Genomic DNA, 19701 nt, shown 5'->3' on the forward strand with positions numbered 1-19701 from the left:
ATGGGTTCAGTCGAGTTCCAGCACCACGACCCGTTGACCGGCGCGTACTGCCGAACCGGGTTGCACGCGAATCTCCCGGACCACGCCAGGCAGCGGCGCGAGCACGGGGATTTCCATCTTCATCGACTCCAGAATCACCAGTGCATCACCGGCCGCGACGCGACTCCCGACCTCGACCTGGACCTGCCACAGGTTGCCGGCGATGTGGCTGTCGACACTCTGCTGACCGCTGGCCAGCGGAGTTTCTTCGTGGCTTTGCGGCACGGCCTCTTCGCTGTCGAAGTGCGCCTGGCCGCTGGCGATCCAGCGTTCGCGTTCGGCGTTGAACGCGGCTTGTTGTTGCAGGCGAAAGGCGTGGATGCTCTCGGCTTCGCGGTTGAGAAACCCTTGATAGTCGCCGAGGTTGAGCTGGCTCTGTTCGATGTTCAGGTCGAAACGCCCGAGGGGAAAATCCCGACGGATGCGCAGCAGTTCGTCGGCGCTCACCGGGTAGAAACGGATCTGGTCGAAGAAGCGCAGCAGCCACGGTTTGCCTTCGAACGCGGCGACTGCGCGATAGCGGTTCCACATCTGCAAGGTACGTCCGACGAACTGATAACCGCCCGGGCCTTCCATGCCGTAGACGCACATGTAGGCGCCGCCGATGCCCACCGAGTTCTCGGCGGTCCAGGTGCGCGCCGGGTTGTACTTGGTGGTCACCAGCCGATGGCGCGGGTCGAGCGGTGTGGCGACCGGCGCACCGAGGTAGACGTCACCGAGGCCCATCACCAGATAGCTCGCATCGAACACCGTGCGTTGCACCTCGTCGAGGTTGGGCAGGTCATTGATGCGGCGGATGAACTCCAGATTGCTCGGGCACCACGGCGCGTCCTTGCGCACGGTGGTCATGTATTTCTCGATCGCCAACTGGCAGGCCGGATCGTCCCACGACAGGGGCAAGTGGACGATTCGCGACGGCACTTGCAGGTCCTGGGCGGCGCACACCGCATCCCATTCACCGGCGACGATGCCGAGCAGATCGGCCAGCGGCAATTGTTCGGGCTGGTAGTGGATCTGCAAAGAACGAATGCCCGGTGTCAGGTCGATCACGCCGTGCAGGTTTTTGCCTTCCAGCGCCTGCATCAGGGCATGGGCGCGAAAGCGCAGGACCAGATCCAGTTCCGGCGCGCCGATTTCCAGCAGCAGATGGGTATCGCCGGACACACGCCCGACCAGCCGCTTGTCGTCTTGACCCAACTCCAGAACCACAGGCGAAACCAGACCCTGTGGGAGCTGGCTTGCCAGCGATGAGGCCCGAGCAGACACCGCGTCAACTTCATCGCTGGCAGGCCAGCTCCCACAGGTCTCCCATTTCAGGGCAAGATCGCGGGCAGTCTTGAGATCGACCGGCTCAAACTGCACCTTGTCCCCGGCCTTCAGTTGCCCGAGCTGCCAGAGATCCGCTTCGATCACCGTCACCGGGCACACGAAACCGCCAAGACTCGGGCCATCCGGGCCGAGGATCACCGGCATGTCGCCGGTGAAGTCCACCGCACCGATGGCGTAGGGGTTGTCGTGGATGTTCGACGGATGCAGCCCGGCCTCGCCGCCGTCGGCGCGCACCCACTCTGGTTTCGGCCCGATCAGGCGCACCCCGGTGCGGCTGGAGTTGAAATGCACTTCCCATTGCGTGGCGAAAAAGGTGCCGATGTAGTTTTCAGTGAAATATTCAGGCGCGCCATGAGGGCCGTAGATGACGCGGATCCGGCGCACGGCAGGTAATTCGCTGACGTGATGGGCGGCTAATGTCTGCCCGGCGCTGCGCTCATTCAGGGCAGCCAGATGCAGCACGTCACCGGCGCGCAAGGCCCGCCCGCCATGACCACCGAACTGACCGAGCGTGAAGGTGCTTTTGCTGCCCAGATAATCCGGCACTTGCACGCCGCCACGCAGGCACAGGTAGCTGCGGGCCCCGGCGCCCGGCAGATTGCCCAGGTGCAATTGACTGCCCGCCGGGATCAGCAGGGCGGTGTTCATCGCCTGCGGCTGGCCGTCGAGTGTCAGGGCAATCGGTGCGCCGGTCACGGCCACCACCGCATCGCAATTGAAGCGCAGCAACGGCCCGCTCATGGTGATTTCCAGCGCCGCCAGGCCTTCATCGTTGCCCAGTAAACGATTGCCCAGACGCAACGCGCGGCTATCCATCGGCCCCGAGGGTGGCACGCCGACCGCCCAGTAGCCGAGGCGACCGGGATAGTCCTGGACGCTGGTCTGGGTGCCGGCGCTCAGCACTTCAAACGTGTTGGCCCGGTACACCAGGCCTTCCAGGCAACGGGTCCAGGGCTGACCGCTGGCGAACGGCGTATCGAGCAGAATCTGCCGCAGGTAGTCGCGGTTGGTTTCCACGCCGTACAGCAGGCTGTCGCCGAGGGCCTGATGCAGATCGGCACGCGCCTGTTCGCGGGTCGGCGCCCAACTGATGAGTTTGGCGATCATCGGATCGAAGTAGGGCGGGATCTCGCAACCGGCCTCGACCCAGGTGTCGATGCGCAGGTGTCGACCATCGGCGACGGGGAAATCGACCGCTGTCAGCAAGCCGGGGCTGGGCTGGAAATCGCGGCCCGGATCCTCGGCATACAGCCGCGCCTGAATCGCATGCCCCTGCGGTTGCAGGCCTGCGAACAACTCGGCCAGCGGCGGCAAGTCACCGGCCGCCAACTCGACCATCCAGCGCACCAGATCGACGCCCCACACCTGTTCGGTAACGCCGTGTTCGACCTGCAACCGGGTGTTCACTTCCAGAAAATAGAAGCGCTGCGCATCGCTGTCGAAAACGAATTCGACGGTGCCGGCGCTGCGGTAATTCACCGCTTTGGCCAGTTTGATCGCCGCCGCACACAGCTCATCCGCCATGCCTTCGGGCAGGTTCGGTGCCGGGGTTTCCTCGAGGACTTTCTGATTGCGCCGCTGCACCGAGCAGTCGCGCACGCCAAGGGCGATCACTGCGCCTTGGCCGTCGCCGAACACCTGGACTTCCAGATGCCGCGCACGCTGGATGTACTTCTCGATGAACACCCCGGCGTCGCTGAAGTTGTTCTGCCCTAGGCGCTTCACTGCCTCGAACGACTCGCTCAATTCGCTGGCGTTACGGCACACACGCATGCCGATGCCGCCGCCACCGGCAGTGCTTTTGAGCATCACCGGATAACCGACCTGTGCGCCGGCAATCAGTGCAGCATCGAGGCTGTCGAGCAGTTCGGTGCCTTCGAGCATCGGCACGCCGTGCTGTTTGGCCAGAGCCCGTGCGGTGTGCTTGAGGCCGAACACCCGCAGTTGCTCCGGTGTCGGGCCGATGAAGGCAATACCATGGTTTGCGCAGGCTTCGGCGAACGCGGCGTTTTCCGAGAGGAAGCCGTAGCCGGGGTGGATCGCAGTGGCGCCAGTGGCTTTGGCGATGGCGAGAATCTTGTCCACCGCCAGATAGGTGCCGGCCGCTGCGCCTTCGCCGAGGCTGTGGGCTTGCTCGGCTTGCAGGATGTGCAGGCTGGCGGCATCGGCTTCGGAGTACACCGCGACGCCTTCGACGTGCAGTTCACGCAAGCTGCGCAGAATGCGGCAGGCAATCGCGCCACGGTTGGCAATCAGGACTTTTTCGAACATGGAGAAACCCCTGGAGCCCGCGCAGGGTGCGGGCTCGACTGGGAGGCGGGCCGTCCCGCCGTTTTTGTTCAGGCGCCAGGGTCGTCCCCGACGGCGAAATCACTTCACTTTTTCAGGCACTGGCCTGAGCGCGCCTGGCACAGGGCAAACAACCAGCGGCGCAGACGGACGAATTTCAGTTCCATACCAGTAGCTCCGCAGGTGTCGGGTTGTAGGCGTTGCACGGGTTGTTCAGTTGCGGGCAGTTGGAAATCAGCACGATCACGTCCATCTCCGCGCGCAGGTCGACGTATTTGCCGGGGGCGGAAATCCCGTCTTCGAAGGTCAGGCCACCCTCGGCAGTCACCGGCACGTTCATGAAGAAATTGATGTTCGGCCCGATGTCACCTTTGCCCAGGCGTCCGTCGTGGGCGCAGGCGCGCAGGTAGTTGTCGCGGCAGCTGTGCATGTAGCGTTTTTCCAGGGCGTAGCGCACGGTGTTGCTCTCTTGCGCGCAGGCACCGCCAAGGGTGTCGTGGCGGCCGCAGGTGTCGGCTATCAGGGTCAGCATCGGCTTGCCGAGGTTGGAATACAAAACGCTGCCGGTGCTCAGGTAGACGTTGTTTTGTCGACGCAATGTGCGCTGTACGTCGTAGCGCTCACGGGGATTGGCGGCGCTGTAGAACAAGGTGTCGACCGCCTGATTGCCTTCCAGATCGAGGATGCGCAGGGTCTGGCCGGCCTTGACCTCCATCAGCCAGGGTTCGCCGGCGGGAATGGTGGCGCGGTACACCGCAGCGTCGGGTTGTTTTTGCGAAGTGGCGATAGCAACTGACATGGCGACGATCCTCAGGCGAACAAACGGTCGGTGTTGATAAAGCCGCGCTCGTTCTCCGGGCGCGAGGTGCGGCAGTGCTCGGCGACGCTCGGGTCAGCGTTCATCCAGCTCAGCTTCAGCGGTTTGGGGGCGTATTGCGGCGACGGATCCAGCGGATGTTGCAGAGCGGTGAGCACAACCAGCGTGTCCATCGGTGCATACAGTTCGATGTAGTCACCGGCCTGCGAATGTCCCTCGACGAAGTGCAAACGCCCGCTGTCGTCGACGTTGACCCGGCTGAACAGGTTGAGGGTCATCAGCAGGTCGGACAGGCCCAGCCCCCACTTGCCGAGCTCCACCAGCAGGTTGTCGGTGCCGTTGCGAAAGAAGCCGTTGCGCAGTTCCTGATAGCGGCCCTGACCGTATTTTTCCGCGACTTCCTCGGCGCACAGCACACCGCCGAGGCTGTCGCTCCAGCCGCAGGTATCCGCCGTGATTGCCGCCAGCACGCGGCCCATGTCCGAGTACAGGCAATGGCCGACGGTCAGCTTGGCGGTGTGTTGGCACTTGAGGCTGTCGGGCAGGTTCAGGCGCTCGGTTTTTTCGTTGGCGTTGAGCAAGGTCAGGCTGACGTTGGCCCCACCGCGCAGGTCGGTCAGACGCAGCAGTTGCCCGCGCTTCAAGACGAAGGAGCGGTGGCCGCCGCCGGGCAGGGTTTCTTCGGCAAAGGGTGGAAAAATTCGGGTTGAATCAGTCATGGGAAATTCCTCTCAAGCGGTTCGAAGGGCACTCGCCAGTTGCACCGGCAGGGCGTCGACGGCGGCGCGTTCGGCGCGGCGGTCGCTGTTCAAAGGGATGTCGTAGGTGATGCGTGCGCCATAGGCACCGGGGGCGTGCGGGTCGAGGCGGACCTTGTCGAACACCAGCAGACGGGTGCCGAGGCTGAAACCTTCGGACAGGTCGTGGGTGACCATGAATACCGTCAGTTGCGTCTCGCGCCACAGCTCCAGCAGCAGGGCGTGCATGTCCTTGCGAATGCCCGGATCGAGCGCACCGAACGGTTCGTCGAGCAGCAGCACGCGCGGTTTCATGATCAACGCCTGGGCGATCGCCAGCCGCTGTTGCATGCCGCCGGACAGTTGCGCCGGGTACTTGTCCAGCGCATGGCCGAGGCCGACTTTGTGCAGTAGCGCCGAGGCCTGCTCGCGGGCGTCCTGTTTGGCACTGCCGAACAGACGCCCGAGCAGTGGCGCACGCGGCAGTTCGAGGCCGAGGGCGACGTTGTCCAGCACGCACAGGTGCGGGAACACCGAGTAGCGCTGGAACACCACGCCACGGCTCGCATCCGGCTCGCGCGCCAGTGGCTGACCATCGAGCAGAATCTCGCCGCGACTGGCGGTTTCCTGACCGAGCAGCAGGCGCAGGAAGGTCGACTTGCCACAACCCGAAGCACCGACGAGCGTGCAGAATTCGCCCTCGTTGACGTTGAGGTTCAAGCCTTCGAGCACCACTTGGTCGGCGTATTGCTGCCAGACGTTTTTCACCGTGATGAAGCTCATTTGGCCGCCCCCTCATACCAGGGGAATGCGCGCCGGGTGAGGTGCTTGAGGCCCCAATCCATCAGCCAGGCAAGCAGGGTGATCCACACCACGTACGGCAGGATCACATCCATCGCCAGGTAACGGCGCACGAGGAAAATCCGGTAGCCCAGACCGTCGGTAGAGGCGATGGCTTCGGCGGCGATCAGGAACAGCCACGCCGAACCGAGCATCAGCCGCAGTGAAATCAGCAGGCGCGGCAACAGTTGTGGCAGAACCACGCGCAGCATCAGGGTCCAGGTCGAAGCGCCGAGGGTCTGCGCCTTGATCAGCAGTTCGACCGGAATGTCCCGCGCGCGCTGTTCCAGATCTCGGGCGAGTGCCGGGGTGATACCGATCACGATCAGCATCACTTTCGACAGCTCGCCGAGGCCGAAGACGATGAACAGGATCGGCAGTATCGCCAGCGGCGGCACCATCGATAACACCGTCAGCATCGGCGACAACGGTGCGCCGAACAGCGGCAGGGTGCCGGCCGCCATGCCCAGGCACAACCCGGCCAGCGCCGCGATGCCGAGGCCGATGGCCAGGCGTCCGAGGCTCGACGCGGTGTCCTGCCAGAGCAGGTATTCGCCGGTGCGACTGTCGGCTTTGAATGCCAGGCGTTTGACCGCATCGCTCATCTGCACCGCACTGGGCAGCAGTTTGTCGTTGGGGTTGTCCGCCAGGCGCTCGGCCGAGCCCATGAAGTAGGCGAACAGAACCAGGGCGAAGGGCAGGATCACCAGCAACAGGCGACTCGGTCGATCCGGGTGACGATTGATCAGGCGCATGGCCAAATCCTCCGTGGCTTACAGCTTGGCGTCGGCGGCCAGCTGCACGTAAGTCGGATCGAAACGCAGCTTGAGATTGCCTATGTCACCGCTGGTCACGCCGTTGGCGAAGGACATGCCGACGGCGCTGGTGTCCTTGGCGCCTTCGCCGAGCAAACCGTGCTGGAACGAGAACTCGGCAACTTTGCGCATGGTTTCCGGCAGTTGCTTGCTGGTGGCGAACGCCAGGGCTTCTTTCGGCGTGGCGAACAGTTTGGTGGTGTCCAGTTGCGCCTGGAATCCGGCCAGATCGGTTCCCGAAGCTTTGGCCATGTGCTCAAGTGCGGTTTTGCTGGCGGCGTTTCTGGCGTTCATCAAGTCGACCACTTCGAACCACGCGCCGGTCAGCGCCTTGCCCAGCGCCGGGTTGTCTTTGAGGGTGGCGCTGTTGACCACCATCATGTCCATGATTTCGCCGGGGATCTGGCTGGAGTTGAAGACTTCGGTCACGCCGGGTTTGGCCTTGATGTCCGAGAGCATCGGGTTCCAGGTGGTGACGGCGTTGACCTGCTCGGTGTTGAAGGCGGCGGAAATGTCGGCGTCGGAGGTGTTGACCACTTTCAGGTCTTTTTCGGTCAGGTCAACCGAGTCCAGCGCGCGGGCCAGCAGGTAATGCGAGACCGACAGTTCGACCAGGTTGACGTCCATGCCCTTCAGGTCGGCGACTTTCTTGCCGTCACCCTTGAGGACGATGCCGTCGTTGCCGTTGGAGAAATCGCTGACGATCAGCGCGGTGCTGTCCACGCCACCGGCGGCCGGAATGGTCAGCGCATCCATGTTGGTCATGGTGCAGCCATCGAACTGACCGGCGGTGTATTGATTGATCGATTCGACGTAGTCGTTGAGCTGGACCACGTCGATCTTGATCCCGTATTTCTTCGCCCATTTATCGACGATGCCCTGGCTGCCGGCGTATTCCCATGGCATCCAGCCGGCGTAGATCGTCCAGCACACGCTGAAATGGTCTTTCTGGGCAGCCTGGGTCTGGCTGCTGAGGAGGGCGGCGAAGGCGGCGGCGAGCAGGGCGGGGAAACGTAGTCGTGACATGGCGGATTCTCCAGTTGATCGTGGGCGGACAGGAAGGCAACGCGGCACCGCGAACGGTGGCTTGTCTCCCGGGCTTTTGTCCCGCCGTGTAACCTCAACTGGAGGTCGCCAACTCTCGGACCAGCCACTCGCAGATGCGAGCCGGAACCCTAGTCAGCCATTGCAAATTGTGGTGCCGCGAACCTGTGATGACTCCTGCACGTGTTTGCTAAAGCGAGAGGCGTGCCAAGTCGCGGCGAGCCGCCTGCCACGTGGCTTGTGGGAGGAGGGGCTCAGTTGTCAGGTGCATTCAGCGCTTTGTGTTGGTGCGCGCTTGCACCGTGATGCAGCGCGATGGCCGCTGATCCGATGCGCGTTCGGCGTGGGCACTCGGTAGCGGTTCGTCAGTCAAACCTGATGTCAGCCGGTCTGTGCCGACTGCTGTCACAGGTCTTTCAGGAGGCCGCCATGCTTCTCAAGAAAATGCTGCGTCGAGCACTGTTCGCTGCGGTGTTCGGTCTGGGACTGTCCGGTTGTTACTACTACGCCGGCGGCTACGATGTTTACTCCACGCCCTATTACTCTCCCGGCTACTACTCGCCTTATTACTACGGTGGCTATTACGGTCCGCGCTACTACGGCGGCGCCCGCTATTACTACGGCGGCTATGGCTATCGCGGTGGCTACGGACGGGGTTATCACGGCGGCGGATACCACGGTGGGCACCACTAATCAGCGGCTGAATGACGGCATTTCTGCATGAACAAGGTTTCATGAATCACTTGTTTCAAGTTGTTGCAGAAACGCACCGGATGCCGAAATCGCTGTCAGATATTTCGTCAGTCGCCGAATGAAAGACTGACGCCTGCCAGCGTCGCTGGTGTGGCTACCCGCGGTCCAGGAGGCCGCCATGTATCGCCGAATTCTTCTGTTTACCGTGATGCTTTTTTCCCTTGGCGGATGCGTCCCTTATTCCTACGGAGATGGCTACTACAGCTCAGAGGTCTACACATCGCAGGCACCTTCGTACTACAACAGCGGTGGCACTTATTACAGCGGCGGCAGCACGTATTATTCGGCGCCGCGTTACTACCAGCCAGCGCCACGTTATTACCAACCGGCTCCACGCTATTACTCGGCGCCTCGTTACTACCAACCGGCCCCGCGTTACTACGAGAACCGTCGCTGGCACGGTCATGATCGCGGACGCTGGGACGACCACCGTCGCGGTGGCTGGGATGACCGCCGGGGTCGTGGCAACTACGACCGTCACAGTGGACGCGGCGACTACAACCGACACGGCAACCGCTGGTAACCCCCCGCAAAAAAGCGGCGCATGAGCGCCGCTTTTTTTGTGCCCGGATTTCAGTAGCTGGAGAGATCCGCCAACGGATGCCGCCCCTCCCACACCTTGTGAAAGTGCGCCTCGACCACCGCGTCCGGCACCCGGGCGATGTCCGGCCAGTGCCAGTGCGGTTTGTGATCCTTGTCGATCAGTCGCGCCCGGACCCCTTCGCTGAACTCCGGATGTCGGCAGCAATTGAGGCTCAGGGTGTATTCCATCTGAAAGACTTCGGCCAGCGACAAGTGGCGGGCACGAATGATCTGTTCCCAGACCAGATGCGCGGTCAGTGGCGAGCCTTCACTCATGGTTTTCGCCGCGCGGGCAATCAACAGGTCGCTGCTGTCCCGATGCAGGCTGATGGCTTTCCAGGCGCAGGTCACGTCGCTGACATCCAGCCATTCGTCGATTTGCTGCCGACGCGGCAGCCATTGCGCCTCAGGCATTTGCGCCACGGCTTCCTGCTGCAGCGCCTTGAGCAGGCTGTTGAGCTGCATGGCGGTCTGTTCCTGCCAGTTCAACTGCAACAAGCCGTCGATCAGTTCCTGCTGCTGTTCGTCGAGCAGGAAGCGGTCGGCCAGGTCCAGATCGATCGCATCGCGACCGTTCATGTGTGCGCCGGTCAGGCCGAGGAACAAACCGAGCTTGCCCGGCAGTCGTGACAGAAACCAACTGGCACCGACGTCCGGGTACAGGCCGATGCTGATTTCCGGCATCGCCAGTCGACTGCTCGGCGTGACGATCCGGATGCTCGCGCCTTGCAGAAGGCCCATGCCGCCGCCGAGCACATAGCCATGGCCCCAGCAGATCAACGGTTTCGGGTAGGTGTGCAAGCTGTAGTCCAGACGGTATTCAGCGTTGAAAAACTGTGCGGCCAGCGGCGGCACTTCGCCGGGATGGGCGCGACAGGCTTCCACCAGGCTGCGCACTTCGCCGCCAGCGCAGAAGGCCTTGGCGCCGTTACCGCGCAGCAGCACGCAGACGATTTGCGGATCCTTGGCCCAGGCGTTCAGTTTGTCGCTCAGGGCGTGGATCATCGGCAGGGACAGCGCATTGAGCGACTTTTCGGCATCCAGCGTGGCCACGCCGATGCGCGCGCCGTCGGTGCCGGTGAGTTCTTCGAAGTGCAGATTCATCGTGACCTCGATCGGGAATTTGAACGATCAGTATGATCGCTGTGTGGGAAAGTGCCGGATCTGCGTCAGATCAATTGACAAGCGTGGTCGGCTTTCCTAGGGTTCGCCCCATTGTTTTTGCCGGGTATGACCATGACTGCTGACGACCGTATCAAACTCGAACCGAGCTGGAAGGAGGCACTGCGTGCCGAATTCGACCAGCCTTACATGGCAGAGTTGCGCACTTTTCTGCAGCAGGAGCGGGCAGCCGGCAAGGAAATCTATCCGCCGGGCCCGATGATCTTCAACGCGTTGAATTCGACGCCGCTGGACAAGGTGAAAGTGGTCATCCTCGGCCAGGACCCGTACCACGGCCCGGGCCAGGCCCACGGCTTGTGCTTCTCGGTGCAACCGGGCGTGCCGGCGCCGCCGTCGCTGGTCAACATCTATAAAGAGCTGAAGCGCGACCTGAACATCGACATCCCCAACCACGGCTATCTGCAGAGCTGGGCGGATCAGGGCGTGCTGATGCTCAACACCACCATGACCGTCGAACGCGCCAACGCCAATGCACACAAGGACAAGGGATGGCAGTTCTTCACGGATCGAATCATCGAAGTGGTCAGCCAGCAGCAACCGCATCTGGTGTTCATGCTCTGGGGCGCTCATGCGCAGAGCAAGCAGAAGCTGATCGACGCCACCAAACATCTGGTGCTGACGTCGGTGCATCCGTCACCGCTGTCGGCCTATCGCGGCTTTCTCGGTTGCGGGCACTTCAGTCGCACCAACAAATTCCTCGAGCAGAACGGCGAAGCGCCGATCGAGTGGCGCCTGCCGTCGGTGGTCTGAAACTCAGGGCTGGCAGCTAATCTCGTTCCCATGCTTTGCGTGGGAACGCCTCAATGGACGCTCTGCGTCCGCTTTGGGACGCGGAGCGTCCCAGGCTGCATTCCCACGCAGAGCGTGGGAACGATCAGTAACCGGATCAGGCTTCGGAATTACGGTTCCAGTATTTGAACAACGGTTCCGCCAGAAACAGCACGAACAACAGCCGCATCACCTGCATCGCCGTCACCAGCGGCACCGACAGTTGCAGGGTTTCTGCGGTCAGGCTCATCTCGGCGATCCCGCCGGGCATCATGCCCAAGGTCAGCGAACGCAGATCCAGGTGGGTCAGTGCACTCAGCCCCAACGCCGCCAGTGTCGCGATCAACATGGTCAGCGCCGTGCCGATCAGCGTGCGGCCCATGAACGACGGTGCGCGGCGGAAGAACTGCCGGTTGAAGTGACAACCCAGCCCGCTGCCGATCAGCCACTGGCCGATCTGACTGCCACCGTTGGGCAAACTGATGTGCAGATCCCAGCCGATGCTCACTGCCGCGCTGACCAGCAGCGGGCCGAACAGCCAAGGGTTGGGTTGACGCAGACGTTGCCAGAGCCAGGCGAGCAGGCCACCCGCCGGAAAAAGAATCGCCAGCCAGCGCCAGTCGACGCTGCCAGCGTGTGAAATCGGAGTGCCGTCACCCAGCAGATATTTGAACGCCGCCGGAACACACAACACCACCACCAACACCCGCAGACTCTGCCCGGCCGCGACATGGCTGAGCATCGCGCCGTTGCGGGCGCCGAGGTTGACCATCTCGCCGGAGCCGCCAGGCATGCTGGAGAAAAACGCCGTGGCGCGATCTTCGCCGGTGCGGCGCATCAGCCACACGCCGACCACCGCCGACAGGCTGGTGACCAGCGCGCCGAAGAAGATCAGGCCGAAGTGGCTGAGCACCTGCTCCATCACCAGTGGGGTGAAGTGCAGGCCGATGCCGATACCGACGATCCATTGGCCGCACTTGCGGCCGCCAGGGATTTCAGCCAATTGCCATGGGGTCAGGCAGCGCACCAGGATGATCGCCAGCAACGAGCCGACCATCCACGGCAGCGGCCAGCCGATCTGGCTGGCGATGTAACCGCCAAGCAGACCGACCAGCGGGGTTCCCCACCACTGTTTCAACGAGGAGCGATCAAACATCGGCAATCGCGTTCCGGGCAGCGGAGCGACGGCGCCAGATGCGCAGCAGCGGGAACGCCAGCATCAGCGCGGTCAACACCCAGACACCGAAGGTGATCGGGCTCGACCAGAGGATGTCCAGCGCACCGTTGGAAATCGACAGCGCCCGGCGCAGGTTCTGCTCCATCAGGCCGCCGAGGATGAAGCCCAGCAGGACTGGCGACAGCGGGAAATCCAGTTTGCGCAGGATGTAGCCGAAGATGCCGATGCCGACCATCAGGAACAGGTCGAACGTGGTCGCGTGCACGGCGTAGACGCCGATCCCGGTAATGATCGCGATCACCGGCACCAGTGCCCAGTTCGGCACGGCGAGGATGCGGGTGAAGATGCGGATCATCGGGATGTTCAGGATCACCAGCATGATGTTGGCGATGAACAGCGAGGCAATCAGGCCCCAGACGATGTCCGGCTGTTGCTGGAACAGCAGCGGGCCCGGAGTGATGTTGTACAGCGACAGAGCGCCGATCATCACCGCCGTGGTGCCCGAACCCGGAACGCCGAGGGTCAGCATCGGCACCAGCGCGCCGCAAGCGGAGGCACCGATGGCGGTTTCCGGTGCAGCGAGGCCGCGGGCGTCGCCCTGACCAAACTTGCCGCTGGCACCGGCGATGCGTTTCTCGGTCATGTAGGCCACAGCACTGGCGAGGGTCGCACCGGCACCCGGCAACACGCCCATGATGAAACCGAGCAGGCCGCAACGGATGTTCACCACGAACACCGACGCCGCTTCCTTGAAGTTGAACATCATCCGCCCGGTAGCTTTCACCGCTTCCTGGCCGCGATGGGTTTTCTCCAGCAGCAGAAGGATTTCGCTGATCGAGAACAGGCCCAGCACCAGCACCACGAACTGAATGCCGTCAGTCAGGTGAATGTTGTCGCCGGTGAAGCGGTAAACCCCGCTGTTGGCGTCGATGCCGACGCTGGACAGGAACAGGCCGATCAACGCCGCGATGAAGGTTTTCAACGGTCGGTCACCGGCCATGCCGCCCAGGCAGACAATCGCGAACACCATCAATACGAAGTATTCCGCCGGCCCGAAGGCAATCGCCCATTTCGCCAGCAGCGGCGCGAACAGCACCATGCCGCAGGTGGCGATGAAGGCGCCGATGAACGAGCTCCACGCCGACAACGACAGCGCCACACCGGCCAGGCCTTTGCGGGCCATCGGGTAACCGTCGAGGGTGGTCATCACGGTTGAGGCTTCGCCCGGAATGTTCAGCAGGATCGAGCTGATCCGGCCGCCGTATTCGCAGCCCAGATAAACCGCCGCCAGCAGGATCAGTGCCGACTCCGGCGGCAGTCCGAGGGCGAATGCAATCGGGATCAGCAACGCCACACCATTGATCGGGCCCAAGCCCGGCAACAACCCGACCACGGTGCCGATCAGCGTGCCGGTCAGGGCCGTGACCAGGTTGTACGGACTCAGCGCGACGCCGAAGCCCTGACCCAAATAACCGAGAGTATCCATATCAGTTCTCCAGAACGTCGAGCAGGCCGAGGGGCAGCGGTACGTCCATCACGCGGTCGAATAGCACGTACAAACCGATCGCCATCAGCGTCGTGACAATGACGCTGGGCACCCAGCGCCCGCCATACAGGCGCGCCATCGGGATGCCGATCAGAATGCTGCTGAGGATGAAGCCCAGCGGTTCGAACAAGCCGGCGAACACCAGCAGCAGGGCGACGCAGATCGAGATCTTGGTCAGGGTTTCGCGATCCAGCGGCGGCTCGTCCTCACTGTGTTTGATGGGCGCCGGACGAAACACCATGTACAGCAGCGCCAGGCCCATCAGGCCCAGCATCAGCAGGGGGAATGCCCGAGGGCCGACCGGTTCGTAGGAAAAAGCCGCCTGATACGGCCAGGCCATCAGTGCCAGGCTGGCGCAGACCAGCAACAGCACCGAGGCAAAAATGCGTTGAATAAGCATGGGGAGCTCCTGGGCCACGACCCTGCGAGGCAGGGCCGTGAGCACTAGACAGAGACGATCACTGAATCAGGCCGAACTCTTTGGCCAGCACCTTGTAGTCCGCCACTTGTTTCTTGACGTAGGTGTCCAGCTCGGGACCGGTCATGGCGAACGGGAAGAGTTCACGCTGATCCCGCAGCTTGGCGAAGTCTTCCGAGGCCAGCAGTTTGTCGAAGGAGTCTTTCCACCAGGCGTAGTCTTCGTCGCTGACTTTTGGCCCGAGGTAGAAACCGCGCACCACCGGCCAGACGATGTCGTAGCCCTGTTCGCGAGCTGTCGGGATGTCCTTCATTTCCGGCTCGTCCAGGCGTTTCTCGGCAAACACGGCCAGCAGGCGCATGTCACCGCTGAGAATGTGCGGCATGGAGTCGGAGATGTCGGTACTGCCGACCTGGATGTGGCCGCCGAGCAGCGCGGTGGCGATCTCGCCGCCACCTTCGAGGGCGACGTAGCGCAGGTCGCGCGGGTTGATCCCGGCGGCTTTGGCGATCAGTGCGGTCTGCATCCAGTCCTGGCTGCCGACGGTGCCGCCGGAACCGATCACCACAGCGCTCGGATCTTTCTTCAGCGCCTGCACGAGATCGTCGAGCGTTTTGTAGGGCGAATCGCTTTTCACGGCGATGGCGCCATAGCTGGTGCCGACCGCTGCCAGCCAGCGCACGTTGGTTTCATCGAACCGACCGAACTTGCCCTGGGCCAGGTTCAGCAACGAACCGCTGGACCACGCCACCAGAGTGCCCGCATCGGCGGGACGCTGCGCCACAACGGCGTTGTACGCCACCGCGCCGACGCCGCCAGGCATATAGGTCACGCGCATCGGTTTGGTCAGCAGTTTTTCGTTGACCAGCGCGCTTTGCGCCAGTTTGCAGGTCAGGTCGAAACCGCCGCCGGGGGAGGCGGGGGCGATGCATTCCGGACGTTTCGGTTCGGCCATCAGTTGGCCGGCGAACAGCACGCAACCGGCGGCGAGGGCGAAACGGCGCAGGGATCGGTTCATGAGTGTCTCCACGGGAGTTGTTGTTTTTGGGGATGTTTCAGGTGCGGCAGTTTCGCGCGCGCAGGCTAACAGGCTCAGACCCGGACGGGTTGAACGCCGTGCAGCCGACGATCGCGCTGACAAGCGAAAACGGGGAAATTCGAGAGGAAGAATGAAACGGGTCAACCTGAAGCTGTGTGGACAGCATGGTGCAGTACCTCGTTATTGTTCTTATTGGCGAAAACGCATCGAGGCGTTTTTCGAGAGCTACGTTTTGAAGCTACGGTGTAAGGACAGACAAAACGGCGAAGGTCGGCAGTCGGGACCCTCGGTGAAGCGACTCTAACGGCCCAACCTTTCGCTAACCTTTCAGTATTCTTTCGCGTGTTTTCGGGCTTCACAGTGGCGGTTGCGGCTGTAAACTCCGCCGCAAAGAATGGCGTCGGCCATCCCTGAATGAGGTAGAGATCCATGCGTGTCCTGCTCGTCGAAGACCATTTGCCGCTGGCCGAAAGCGTCGCCCAGGCGCTCAAGAGCACCGGTCTGACCGTGGACGTCTTGCACGATGGCGTGGCTGCCGATCTGGCCCTGGGCAGCGAGGAATACGCGGTGGCGATCCTCGATGTCGGCCTGCCGCGCATGGACGGTTTCGAAGTGCTGGCGCGCCTGCGGGCCCGGGGCAAGAACCTTCCGGTGCTGATGCTGACCGCTCGCAGCGACGTCAAGGATCGGGTCCATGGGCTCAATCTTGGGGCCGACGATTATCTGGCCAAACCGTTCGAACTCACCGAACTCGAAGCGCGGGTCAAAGCCCTGTTGCGCCGTAGCGTGCTCGGCGGCGAACGCCAGCAGCGTTGCGGTGTGCTGGCCTATGACCTCGACACCCGACGCTTCACACTCGGCGATGAATTGCTGACGCTGACCTCTCGCGAACAGGCAGTGCTCGAAGCGCTGATTGCCCGTCCGGGTCGGGTGATGAGCAAGGAGCAACTGGCTGCGCAGGTGTTCGGCCTAGACGAAGAGGCCAGCCCCGACGCCATCGAAATCTACGTGCATCGCCTGCGCAAGAAACTCGACGGCCACTCAGTGGCCATCGTGACCTTCCGAGGCCTGGGCTATCTGCTGGAAAGCCGCGATGCATAAGCCCAGCAGCCTGCGCTGGCGGTTGCTGTGGAACCTCGCGCTGCTGCTGGTGGTGTTGATGCTCGCCAGCGGATTGAGCGCGTACTGGAACGGTCGCGAAGCTGCCGACACTGCCTACGACCGCACGCTGCTGGCCTCGGCGCGGACCATCGCCGCCGGTCTGTCGCAGCGCGATGGCAGTCTCAGTGCCGACGTGCCTTATGTGGCGCTCGACACCTTCGCTTACGACAGCGCCGGGCGCATCTATTACCAGGTCAATGACATCAACCAGAAGTTGATTTCCGGCTACGAAAACCTGCCCGGCCCGCCGCCGGGCACCCCGAGAACCGACAGCTATCCCGCCCTCGCGCGCTTTTACGACGCGAAATATCAGGGGCAGAACGTGCGTGTGGTGAGTCTGCTAAAAGCGGTCAGCGAGCCGAACATGAACGGCATGGCGGAAATCCGCGTCGCCGAAACCGACGAGGCGCGCGTCAGCATGGCCCGCAGTCTGGCGGCCGACACTTTGCTGCGATTGGGCATGCTGGCGATTGGCGCGTTGTTGCTGGTGTGGTTTGCGGTGAGTGCTGCGCTGCGGCCGATCGAGCGTTTGCGCACGGCAGTGGAAGAGCGTCAGCCCGATGACCTGCGGCCGTTGCCGCTGGTGGAAGTGCAACACGAATTGTGGCCGCTGGTGCGGGCGCTCAATCACTTTACCGAACGCCTGCGCGGGCAGTTCGAGCGGCAGGCGCAATTCATCGCCGATGCGGCCCATGAACTGCGCACGCCACTGGCGGCGCTCAAGGCGCGACTTGAACTGGGCTTGCGCTCAAACGAGCCGCAGACCTGGCGCGACACCTTGGAATCCTCGGCGCAAAGCACGGATCGCCTGACCCATCTGGCCAACCAGTTGCTGTCGCTTGCCCGGGTGGAAAACGGCGCCCGGGCGATCGCCGAGGGCGGTGCGCAGTTGCTCGATCTGAGTCAGTTGGCCCGGGAGCTGGGGATGGCCATGGCGCCGCTGGCCCACGCGCGTGGAGTCGCGCTGGCGCTGGAAGCGGACGAACCGGTGTGGCTGCGCGGCGAGCCGACGTTGCTCAACGAGTTGCTGAGCAATCTGGTGGACAACGCGCTGGCGCACACGCCGCCGGGCGGCAACGTGATTCTGCGGGTCACGGCGCCGGCGGTGCTGGAGGTTGAAGACGATGGGCCGGGCATTCCGCTGGAAGAGCGGGATCGGGTGTTCGAACGTTTTTACCGGCGCAACCAGCAAGTGGCCGGTTCCGGGCTGGGGTTGGCGATTGTCGGGGAAATCTGCCGCGCGCATCTTGCGCAGATCAGTCTGCACGATGGCGAGCAGGCGGGTTTGAAGGTGCGGGTGAGTTTTGTCGCCGGTTGATCAGTAGAACATCGACCGCGATTCTTCCAGATCGGCGCACAGCGCCTTGTTTTCCGGATCGATGCCGAGCTTGCGGAATGCCGGCACGCTGAACGGATCGATGCGGGCCATCGGGTGATCGGTGTCCTTGTGGCAATACAGGCTGGCCACTTGCACGATGTCGACGTAATCGATCTGCTGCGATTCGCGCTTGAGGTCCTGATACAGCCCCGGCAACTCCACCAATCGCTCCGGAAACTCCCAGACCCGTAGCAGCTTGTCGCCGAGCAGCGGGTGAATGTGGTCGATCACATGGTTGAGGCTGACCGGGTCGGACAGCAATTCGTAGTGGTCTTCGGCGTAGGTCAGGATCGGCAGCACGCCGATCTGATGAACCAGCCCACCGAGCGCAGCCTGATCGGGTTTGAGCTGGGTGTAGCGGCGGCACAGCGCGTAGCTGACGCCGGCGATCTCCAGGCTCTTGCGCCAGACTTCGCGCATCTTCTGTTCGACCACGTCGGAGCGGGCGTGGAAGATCTGCTCCATCACCAGACCGATCGCCAGGTTGCTGCTGTAATTGACGCCGAGCCGGGTGATGGCGGTGTGCAGGTCGGTGACTTCCTGAGTGGCGCGCAGCAGCGGGCTGTTGACCACTTTGATCAGGCGCGCCGACAGCGCCGTGTCGCGGCCGATCACTTTGCTCAGGTCGCTGACGCTGATATCCGGGTCTTCAGCGGCCTTGCGAATCTGCAGGGCCACTTCCGGTAACGTTGGCAGAACCAGGTCATCGTTATCGATGGCCTCAACCAAATCCTGTTGGACCTTATCCGCCAGCTCACTCATGTCGTTTCTCTAGGGTGTTGCAACAAATGCTGCGATCAACGCTGGATTTCGCGGTCGCGATCCAGTTCGTAAGGCAGGTCGAGCAAGTGCAGCGCCGGACCTTCGGCCGTGCCCAGATGCAAATCGCCTGCGTCGGCAGCTTCGGCCTGCAACACCGCCAGCAGTTCAATATTCTTTTCGGTACGGGCGGCCAGCACCACTTCGCCGATGGAGCTGCCGTGGCTCGGGGCGAACAGCGGGGTTCCCGGCTCCGGCAATTCACTGGCGTCCAGTTGCACGCGGTACAGGCGACGCTTGAGTTTGCCCAGGTACTGCATGCGCGCGACGATTTCCTGGCCGGTGTAGCAGCCTTTCTTGAAGCTCACACCGCCGACAGCTTGCAGGTTGAGCATCTGCGGGATGAACAGCTCGCGGGTGCTCGGCATGACCTGGCCGATACCGGCGCGGATCTGTCCCAGCAGCCATTGATTGAGTTCGCCTTCGGTCAATTGCGCGGACAGCTTGCCTTTGACTGTGTCGGCCTGATCGGCGGGCACCCAAAGTTCGGCACGGTTAGGGGAGACGCGAATCGCGATCAGCCCTTCGTGGCGAGCCACGCTGTCGGTGTCTGCCGGCAGTTCCAGACCCAGGCTGCTCAGGGCAGCATCGCCATGATCCAGACCGAAGCGCACCCAGGAGGCGCTTTCGTCGGTCAGTTTCGATTTGGAGAACACCGCGTACTTTTTCAGATCCGCCAGTTGCGGTTCCAGCAGCTCGCCGGCCATCGCCAGCAGCACGCCGTCGCCATCAAGCACGATGCGGAAACTCGACTGCATCCGGCCTTTCTGCGTGCAACGGGCACCAAGGCTGGCCTGGGTTTCACTCAGGTAATTGATGTTGCAGGTCAGCTGGCCTTGCAGGAATTTGCCGGCATCCGCGCCGCGAACCGCGAGAACGCCTTCATGAGAGAGGGTGCAGAAAAAAGCAGAATCGGCCATGGGTCATCGCAGGGTAAATAGACTGGGGCACATCATAAGGGGGTGGTG

At 62.7% G+C, this 19701-nt stretch carries 18 protein-coding genes and 1 riboswitch; of the genes, 5 read left to right on the plus strand and 13 right to left on the minus strand.

The window, feature by feature from the left end; genetic code table 11:
- Positions 1 to 6 precede the first annotated feature (6 nt).
- From uca to ABTV87_RS06870, 6 genes are all read right to left on the minus strand, one after another.
- Entirely contained in the window at positions 7 to 3639 is a 3633-nt protein-coding gene (uca, locus tag ABTV87_RS06845; protein WP_433899165.1) for an urea carboxylase, read from the minus strand.
- 175 nt (positions 3640 to 3814) lie between these two features.
- The gene (locus ABTV87_RS06850; RefSeq protein WP_007957962.1) at positions 3815 to 4456 is read right to left on the minus strand and encodes an urea amidolyase associated protein UAAP2; all 642 of its coding nucleotides are present in this window, start codon (positions 4454 to 4456) and stop codon (positions 3815 to 3817) included.
- An 11-nt stretch (positions 4457 to 4467) separates the two neighbouring features.
- A complete protein-coding gene (locus tag ABTV87_RS06855; RefSeq protein ID WP_433899166.1) occupies positions 4468 to 5193 on the minus strand; it encodes an urea amidolyase associated protein UAAP1 in 726 nt (241 codons plus the stop codon).
- 12 nt (positions 5194 to 5205) lie between these two features.
- Positions 5206 to 5994, minus strand: a complete 789-nt coding sequence (locus ABTV87_RS06860) for an ABC transporter ATP-binding protein (protein WP_258713024.1) — start codon at positions 5992 to 5994, stop codon at positions 5206 to 5208.
- A complete protein-coding gene (locus ABTV87_RS06865) occupies positions 5991 to 6806 on the minus strand; it encodes an ABC transporter permease (RefSeq protein WP_433899167.1) in 816 nt (271 codons plus the stop codon). The genes ABTV87_RS06860 and ABTV87_RS06865 overlap by 4 nt, the downstream gene beginning before the upstream one ends.
- A gap of 18 nt (positions 6807 to 6824) precedes the next feature.
- Entirely contained in the window at positions 6825 to 7892 is a 1068-nt protein-coding gene (locus ABTV87_RS06870; RefSeq protein WP_433899168.1) for a putative urea ABC transporter substrate-binding protein, read from the minus strand.
- A 63-nt stretch (positions 7893 to 7955) separates the two neighbouring features.
- A riboswitch (guanidine-I (ykkC/yxkD leader) is annotated at positions 7956 to 8056 on the minus strand.
- Positions 8057 to 8339: 283 nt separating this feature from the next.
- Between ABTV87_RS06870 and ABTV87_RS06875 the strand changes: the two genes are divergently transcribed.
- The gene (locus ABTV87_RS06875; protein WP_007957968.1) at positions 8340 to 8603 is read left to right on the plus strand and encodes a hypothetical protein; all 264 of its coding nucleotides are present in this window, start codon (positions 8340 to 8342) and stop codon (positions 8601 to 8603) included.
- Positions 8604 to 8781: 178 nt separating this feature from the next.
- Entirely contained in the window at positions 8782 to 9186 is a 405-nt protein-coding gene (locus ABTV87_RS06880; RefSeq protein WP_007957969.1) for a hypothetical protein, read from the plus strand.
- Between the two features lie 50 nt (positions 9187 to 9236).
- On the opposite strand, the gene ABTV87_RS06885 is transcribed toward ABTV87_RS06880, so the two are convergent.
- On the minus strand, positions 9237 to 10349 hold the full coding sequence (locus ABTV87_RS06885) for an enoyl-CoA hydratase/isomerase family protein (protein ID WP_129972865.1): 1113 nt from the start codon (positions 10347 to 10349) through the stop codon (positions 9237 to 9239).
- A 132-nt stretch (positions 10350 to 10481) separates the two neighbouring features.
- On the opposite strand from ABTV87_RS06885, the gene ung reads away from it, so the two are divergent.
- Complete coding sequence (gene ung, locus ABTV87_RS06890; RefSeq protein ID WP_085605867.1) at positions 10482 to 11177, plus strand: uracil-DNA glycosylase; 696 nt, start codon at positions 10482 to 10484, stop codon at positions 11175 to 11177.
- 136 nt (positions 11178 to 11313) lie between these two features.
- Here ung and ABTV87_RS06895 read toward each other — a convergent pair whose 3' ends face one another.
- The 4 genes from ABTV87_RS06895 to ABTV87_RS06910 are packed head-to-tail and all read right to left on the minus strand — an operon-like array spanning position 11314 to position 15354.
- Complete coding sequence (locus tag ABTV87_RS06895) at positions 11314 to 12351, minus strand: AbrB family transcriptional regulator (protein ID WP_085605526.1); 1038 nt, start codon at positions 12349 to 12351, stop codon at positions 11314 to 11316.
- Entirely contained in the window at positions 12344 to 13858 is a 1515-nt protein-coding gene (locus tag ABTV87_RS06900) for a tripartite tricarboxylate transporter permease (RefSeq protein WP_007957974.1), read from the minus strand. The genes ABTV87_RS06895 and ABTV87_RS06900 overlap by 8 nt, the downstream gene beginning before the upstream one ends.
- A 1-nt stretch (position 13859) precedes the next feature.
- A complete protein-coding gene (locus ABTV87_RS06905) occupies positions 13860 to 14318 on the minus strand; it encodes a tripartite tricarboxylate transporter TctB family protein (RefSeq protein WP_007957976.1) in 459 nt (152 codons plus the stop codon).
- A gap of 58 nt (positions 14319 to 14376) precedes the next feature.
- A complete protein-coding gene (locus ABTV87_RS06910; protein WP_085605528.1) occupies positions 14377 to 15354 on the minus strand; it encodes a Bug family tripartite tricarboxylate transporter substrate binding protein in 978 nt (325 codons plus the stop codon).
- 450 nt (positions 15355 to 15804) lie between these two features.
- Here ABTV87_RS06910 and ABTV87_RS06915 point away from each other — a divergent pair, with 450 nt between their 5' ends.
- On the plus strand, positions 15805 to 16476 hold the full coding sequence (locus ABTV87_RS06915) for a response regulator (RefSeq protein WP_007957980.1): 672 nt from the start codon (positions 15805 to 15807) through the stop codon (positions 16474 to 16476).
- Positions 16469 to 17854, plus strand: a complete 1386-nt coding sequence (locus ABTV87_RS06920) for a sensor histidine kinase (RefSeq protein WP_011332897.1) — start codon at positions 16469 to 16471, stop codon at positions 17852 to 17854. Before ABTV87_RS06915 ends, ABTV87_RS06920 begins: the two co-directional genes overlap by 8 nt.
- On the opposite strand, the gene ABTV87_RS06925 is transcribed toward ABTV87_RS06920, so the two are convergent.
- Together ABTV87_RS06925 and ABTV87_RS06930 are read right to left on the minus strand one after the other, a co-directional pair.
- A complete protein-coding gene (locus tag ABTV87_RS06925) occupies positions 17855 to 18676 on the minus strand; it encodes an HDOD domain-containing protein (protein WP_085605533.1) in 822 nt (273 codons plus the stop codon). It lies immediately after the preceding gene.
- A gap of 35 nt (positions 18677 to 18711) precedes the next feature.
- On the minus strand, positions 18712 to 19653 hold the full coding sequence (locus tag ABTV87_RS06930; protein WP_433899169.1) for a YgfZ/GcvT domain-containing protein: 942 nt from the start codon (positions 19651 to 19653) through the stop codon (positions 18712 to 18714).
- Positions 19654 to 19701: the final 48 nt, after the last annotated feature.

It is taken from the genome of Pseudomonas sp. PSE1(2024), from assembly GCF_050990555.1.
Classification (GTDB): domain Bacteria; phylum Pseudomonadota; class Gammaproteobacteria; order Pseudomonadales; family Pseudomonadaceae; genus Aquipseudomonas; species Aquipseudomonas aphyarum.